We start from the raw sequence: 6,000 nt of genomic DNA, 5'->3' as shown, positions 1-6,000 counted from the left end.
GCCAGTTGGCCAAGAAGACCGGCGCCGATGTCACCGAGATCAAGAAGGTCACCATCTGGGGTAACCGCTCGGCCACCCAGTACCCGGACATCTTCCACGCCGAAATCAACGGCAAGAATGCGGCAGAAGTGGTCAACGACCAGGCCTGGATCGAGAACGACTTCATCCCGACGGTGGCCAAGCGCGGCGCGGCGATCATCGACGCGCGCGGCGCGTCGTCGGCCGCGTCGGCCGCGTCGGCGACCATCGACGCCGCCCGGGACTGGCTGCTGGGCTCCCCGGAGGGCAACTGGGTCTCGATGGGCGTCATCTCCGACGGCTCCTACGGGGTCCCCGAGGGCCTGATTTCCTCGTTCCCGGTGACCACCAAGGACGGCAACTGGTCGATCGTTCAGGGCTTGGACATCGACGACTTCTCCCGCGCCCGCATCGACAAGTCCACCGCCGAGCTGGCCGACGAGCGCAACGCCGTTACCGAGTTGAAGCTGATCTGAGCAGCTCGCCAATTAGGCCTACTAACGAGTAGTCAGTACCCTGGGCCCGTGTCCGAATTGCTTGAATCGATCCAGACTGAATCCGAGCAGGGCGTCATCACCGACGCGGAGATCTTCGAGGCACACGTAGGCGGCAAGCTCGCCGTAGGCCTGACGGCGCTGTTGGATACCCAGCGCTCCCTGTCGATCGCCTACACCCCGGGCATGGCGCAGGTCAGCCGCGCGATCGCCGCCGATCACACCCTGGCCGCCCGCTACACCTGGGCGAGCCGGTTGGTGGCCGTCGTCAGCGACGGCAGCGCGGTACTGGGCCTCGGTGACATCGGACCGGCGGCGTCGTTGCCGGTGATGGAAGGCAAATGCGGTCTGTTCAAGCAGTTCGCGGGGCTGGACGCCATACCGATCGTGCTGGACACCAAGGATCCCGACGAGATCGTCGAGACCCTGGTGCGGCTGCGGCCGACGTTCGGCGCGGTCAACCTCGAGGACATCGCCGCACCGCGCTGCTTCGAGATCGAACGTCGCTTGGTCGATGCGCTGGATTGTCCGGTGATGCACGACGACCAGCACGGCACCGCGATCGTGGTGTTGGCGGCGCTGCTCGGCGCCACCAAGGTGCTCGACCGGGACATGGCGGCGCTGCATGTCGTCATCTCCGGCGCCGGGGCAGCGGGCGTCGCGTGCGCGAATCTCCTTCAAGCGAACGGGATTTCCGATGTCACCGTGCTCGACTCGCGTGGCATTCTGCACTCGGGACGTGACGATATGAACAGCGTCAAAGCGCAGCTGGCGCAACGCACCAACCCGCGCGGCCTTTCCGGCGGCATCGTGGAGGCCCTGGACGGGGCCGACGTGTTCCTCGGTGTATCCGGCGGGGTGGTTCCCGAGGAACTGATCGCGACGATGGCACCCGAGGGCATTGTGTTCGCGCTGTCCAATCCCGACCCGGAGATCCGTCCCGACGCTGCGGCCAGACACGCCGCCGTGGTCGCCACCGGGCGAAGCGACTTTCCCAACCAGATCAACAACGTCCTTGCGTTCCCCGGCGTGTTTCGTGGTGCCCTGGAGGCCGGTGCCCGCAAGATAACCGACAAGATGAAACTGGCCGCCGCCGAGGCGATCGTCTCCGTCGTCGCCGACGACTTGGCGCCGGATCGGATCGTCCCAAGCCCGCTGGACCCGCGGGTTGCGGCGGCCGTAGCAGAAGCAGTCGCTGCGGTGGCTGACGCCGCAGATACCGCGGAGTGACCGCAGGCAGGTTGACCGCGCTGGCGCTCGCTGCGGTGCTGGCGATGGCCGGCTGCGCGCGCATAGACAGCGCCCAGCACCGCCCGGGTGAGCTGGTGGTCGGGTCCCGTCCGGGTGCTGAGTCGGTGCTGCTGGCTGACATTTACACCGGGGCGCTGCGCTCCTACGGGTTCCCGGCGCGCACCGAGCAGACACCCGATCCGCTGACCAAGCTGGACTCCGGGGCTTTTGTCGTCGTCCCAGGTTTCACCGGCCGGGTGCTGCAGGTCTTTCAGCCCGGCGCCACCGTGCGGTCCGATGCGCAGGTCTACAAAGCGATGGTCGGCGCGTTACCCGAGGGCATCGCCGCCGGTGATTACACGACCGCTGCCGAAGACAAACCCGCGCTGGCGGTGACCAAGTCGACGGCCAAGAGCTGGGGCGGTAACGACCTGAGCGGGCTGCCCCGCCACTGCGACGGCATCGTCATCGGATCGATCGCCGGTGCGTCGACCCCGTCGGCGGTGGGCAGCTGTCGATTACCTGCGGCTCACGAATTCCGCGACGACGCAACACTTTTCGCTGGGTTACGGGCCGGAAAAGTCACCGCAGCCTGGACCACCACCGCCGACCCTGACGTGGCCGCTGACCTGGTAGTGCTGACCGACGGCAAGCCGGCGCTGGTGCAGGCCGAAAACGTGGTGCCACTGTACCGACGCAATGAGCTGACCGATCGCCAGCTGCTGGCGGTCAACGAGGTAGCGGGTGTGCTGGACACCGCGGCGCTGGTCGAGATGCGTCGCCAAGTGATCGCCGGCACCGACCCCCAAACGGTGGCCGACGGATGGCTGAGCGAACACCCGCTCGGCCGCTAGACCGTGTGACGGCCGATTAGCGCGACGCCGGCTTAGTCCGGCGCACCACCGGGGAGAACAGCCGCTGGTAGCCAGAACCCGTCAGCCGCACGACCAGATCCAGCGCCTTGGCGTCCAGGCCGACCAGCACCCTGGCCTTGTTTTTGCGTACCGCTTCCAAGATGATTTGGGCCGCCCGCCGCGGGGTGGTGCTGGCCATTCGTTCGTCGAAGAACTTGACCAGCTCTTCGGCGTCCACTCCCTCTGCCACAAGGCCATTGCGGGCGATCGCGGTCTTGATGCCACCAGGATGCACTGCGGTCACCTTGACCGGGTGGCCGTTGAGCACCATCTCCTGACGCAAGGCTTCGGTGAACCCGCGCACCGCGAATTTGGCCGAATTGTAGGCGGCCTGCCCGGGCACCGACATAAGCCCGAAAAGGCTGGAGACGTTGATGATATGGCCGTCGCCGGAGGCGATCAGATGCGGCAGGAAAGCCTTGGTGCCGTTGACGACGCCCCAGAAGTCGACGTCCATCACCCGCTCAATGTCCTTGAACTGGCTGATCTCGACGTCGCCGGTGAACGCGATCCCGGCGTTGTTGTAGATCTGGTTCACCTTGCCGAAATGCTCGTTGATCTGGTCGGCGTAAACGTGAAAGGCCTCCCGTTCGGTGACGTCGAGTCGGTCGGCCCTGACCGGCGCACCGATAGCTCGCAGCTGATCTTCGGTCTGCGCGAGCCCCTCGATGTCAACATCGCTGATCGCCACTGTGGCACCGGAGCGTGCCAGCTCGAGAGCTAGCGCCTGACCGATACCCGAACCGGCGCCAGTGATCGCCGCTACCTTCCCGGCAAACCCTTTCATTGGACGCTCCTCGCTACGTGGGTCGCCGCTAAGGTTAGCCGGTACCGGCGGTACCTCCTGCGGGCGGGTGGACCTGGAATTCGGCGGCGACGAACAGCACTGCGCGCGCAACCGCGCCCGGCTAGCGCGCAGCATTGGCCAGCGTGACATTCACGCGCATACGGTCGCCTCATGCGCCGCGAATTAGCAAGAACGCCAATGATATTGGCGTTTCCTTGAAGGTTTGTTAGGCCCAGCTGGAGCCGACGGCGCTGTCGGTGGAGTTCATGTTGTTGCCGGCGGTTTGCACCTTTTGGCCGTGAGCGTTGGCTTGTTGGTAGATGACCTGGAAGTTGCGGCCCAACTGGGTGATGAACTCCTGGCAGGCCACCGAACCCGAGCCGCCCCAGAAGTCGCCGGCGGCCAGCACATCGCGCACGATGGACTGATGCTCGGCCTCCAACGCGGCGGCCTGGGCGCGAATCAACGCGCCGTGAGCGTCCACGTCGCCGAACTGGTAACTGATCGACATGGTGTTCTCCTAAAACTCGTGTGGCGGTTTGGGCTAGCTGGACAGGATCTGCTGGGAGGCCTGCTCCTGCTGCTCGTAGTTGTTGGCATCGCGGATCAGCCCGTCGCGCACCCCGTGCAGCATGTTGACGATGTTGCGAAAGGCCTGATTCATCTGGCCCATGGTGTCATAGGACGTCATCTGGCCGAACCGCTCCAGCCGGCACCGGCGATGTTTTGGCTTGATGCCCACATCTTGCGGGCCTCGTCCTCCACCGTCTGAGCGTGCACATCGAAACGGCCCGCCATCGACCGCATCTCATGCGGGTCAGTCATAAAACGCGTAGGCATATCCCCATCTCCTTGTTGAGGTCATTTCGGTGTTAGTGGCTGCTTGTCTACCCGCCGGCCGGTGAGCGGGGCATCACCTTGGCGGCGACGCGGGAACCCATGCTGCTGACCCCGCGTCCGGCCAGCGCGCCCATCAATCCCTGGGCGAACGGGCTGCTGGGCAGGCCGTGGGTCATCGTCGGGGCGGCGACGCTGGTGGCGGGGAGCGTTGGGGCCGCGCGAGCCATCTCCGGGGCCATGCCGTGCCAGGCGTTGGGTACCGACAGCCCGCCCACATGGTGGGCTCCGACCAGTGTTGCGGAGATCGACGATCCCCACTGCCGTAGCTGGCCGCCGACGCTGCCCATCACGTTGGCCATCTTGCCGTCGACGAACTTGCCGACGTTGGCTAGCAGGGTGTCACTTTGACTGGCCAGGGTGCCGGTAGCGGCACTGCTCGACGAACTGCCCGAGCTCATGAACATACGCGCGGGCATGCTGCTCAACATGCCCATGTAGTAGGTGGTCTGCACCGGAAGCAGCGCGGCCGACGGGTCCGCGGCGATCCCGGTAGCCACCGTCCCGAGCCAGGACACGATGTCTGTTGCCGACAAACCCGCAGGGGCTCCCCCCGACACGCCGAGCAGGTCCCCAAAGTCGCCGAGCAGACCCGTGATGATGGAACTGGTGTCGGCCGGTGTGGCTGCCGCGGCTGCGTTGGCGACCGCGCCGCTGGCCACCTGGGGGGCTGCGGTCTGTGCGGGTAGCGCGCTGGCCGCCTGGGAGTTCACCTGATAGGTGTCCATGGTCAGCGCGTCCTGGATCCACATGTCCAGGTAATTCGCCTCGTTGGTAGCGATCGCCCCGGTGTTTTGACCCAGGAAGTTGTTGGCGACCAACGTGGCCAACTCCGCCCGGTTCTCTGCGATCGCCGGCAGCGGCACCATCGACGCGTAGGCGCTCTGATACGCTGCGGCGGCCACCTTGGCCTGGGCCCCGGTCTGGGCGGCGGTGGCCGCCGTGCCCTGCAGCCACGCCACGTACGGCGCGGTCGCCGCGGCCATCTGCGCCGACGACGGGCCCAGCCACGCGCCGGTGACCAGATTGGTGACCAAGGTCTGATACTGCGTGGCGGTGCTCTCCAGATCGGCGGCCAACGAATCCCAGGCCGCCGCCGCGTCCAATAACGGGCCGGACCCCGCCCCGCTAAACATCAGGGCGGAATTGATTTCCGGGGGAACCAGCGAAAAGCTCATCAGCTGCTAGATCTGGTTACCGCGCCTGCGCCGCGTTCGATGCCTCGGCCAGCGCATAAGCACCCGAACCCGAGCGCAGCGCGGCCACCAACTGCTCGTGCACTTCGGCGGCCTGGGCGGCGAGCTGCTGATAGGCCACCCCCTGCTTACCGAACTGCGCCGCCGTCATCGCCGACACGAGGTCGGAGGCCGCCGGGGCCAAACTCGTCGTCGGCGCCGCCGCGGCCGCGTTGCGGGCGACCATCGCGTCACCGATACCGGACAGACTGCTCGCAGCCCCCGACAGCACCTCGGGATTCGTAGTTACGAACGACACCTTCCGACCTCCTAAAACGATCCCGCCGACTCCAAGTCGGACGTTACCTTAGACCGGGCGTTGGATTGACCTCCCCAAATGCAACTGCCACACGTGATGGCGGACAAATCGTATGCTTTTTTTGCCTGCAGCGGTACACCAATCGCGAAACGATTTCCGCTGGAAA

General features: G+C 65.9%; 6 protein-coding genes and 2 pseudogenes. 3 read left to right on the top strand and 5 right to left on the bottom strand.

The features are described from left to right. The 3 genes and pseudogenes from VEI45_RS19745 to VEI45_RS19735 form a co-directional block, all read left to right on the top strand. Positions 1-494, top strand: a pseudogene (locus VEI45_RS19745) (malate dehydrogenase); the annotation flags it as partial. A gap of 48 nt (positions 495-542) precedes the next feature. Then, on the top strand, positions 543-1,742 hold the full coding sequence (locus tag VEI45_RS19740) for an NADP-dependent malic enzyme (protein WP_324856213.1): 1,200 nt from the start codon (positions 543-545) through the stop codon (positions 1,740-1,742). After that, on the top strand, positions 1,739-2,596 hold the full coding sequence (locus VEI45_RS19735) for a glycine betaine ABC transporter substrate-binding protein (protein WP_324856212.1): 858 nt from the start codon (positions 1,739-1,741) through the stop codon (positions 2,594-2,596). The genes VEI45_RS19740 and VEI45_RS19735 overlap by 4 nt, the downstream gene beginning before the upstream one ends. 16 nt (positions 2,597-2,612) lie before the next feature. On the opposite strand, the gene VEI45_RS19730 is transcribed toward VEI45_RS19735, so the two are convergent. The 5 genes and pseudogenes from VEI45_RS19730 to VEI45_RS19710 form a co-directional block, all read right to left on the bottom strand. Beyond that, positions 2,613-3,443: an SDR family oxidoreductase gene (locus VEI45_RS19730; RefSeq protein ID WP_324856211.1), complete on the bottom strand. Its 831-nt coding sequence runs from the start codon at positions 3,441-3,443 to the stop codon at positions 2,613-2,615. A 226-nt stretch (positions 3,444-3,669) separates the two neighbouring features. Next, the gene (locus tag VEI45_RS19725) at positions 3,670-3,954 is read right to left on the bottom strand and encodes a WXG100 family type VII secretion target (RefSeq protein WP_324856210.1); all 285 of its coding nucleotides are present in this window, start codon (positions 3,952-3,954) and stop codon (positions 3,670-3,672) included. Between the two features lie 33 nt (positions 3,955-3,987). Then, positions 3,988-4,283: pseudogene (locus VEI45_RS19720) on the bottom strand (WXG100 family type VII secretion target). 47 nt (positions 4,284-4,330) lie between these two features. Next, positions 4,331-5,518, bottom strand: a complete 1,188-nt coding sequence (locus VEI45_RS19715) for a PPE family protein (RefSeq protein ID WP_324856209.1) — start codon at positions 5,516-5,518, stop codon at positions 4,331-4,333. A 16-nt stretch (positions 5,519-5,534) separates the two neighbouring features. Then, positions 5,535-5,834 carry a PE family protein gene (locus VEI45_RS19710; protein ID WP_324856208.1) on the bottom strand — a complete coding sequence of 100 codons (300 nt, stop codon included), beginning with the start codon at positions 5,832-5,834 and terminating at the stop codon, positions 5,535-5,537. Between the last annotated feature and the right edge of the window lie 166 nt (positions 5,835-6,000).

Source organism: Mycobacterium sp., from assembly GCF_035623875.1.
GTDB lineage: Bacteria > Actinomycetota > Actinomycetes > Mycobacteriales > Mycobacteriaceae > Mycobacterium.
Note: the sequence above shows the minus strand (reverse complement) of the source record. Positions and strands in the feature narration are given on the sequence as shown.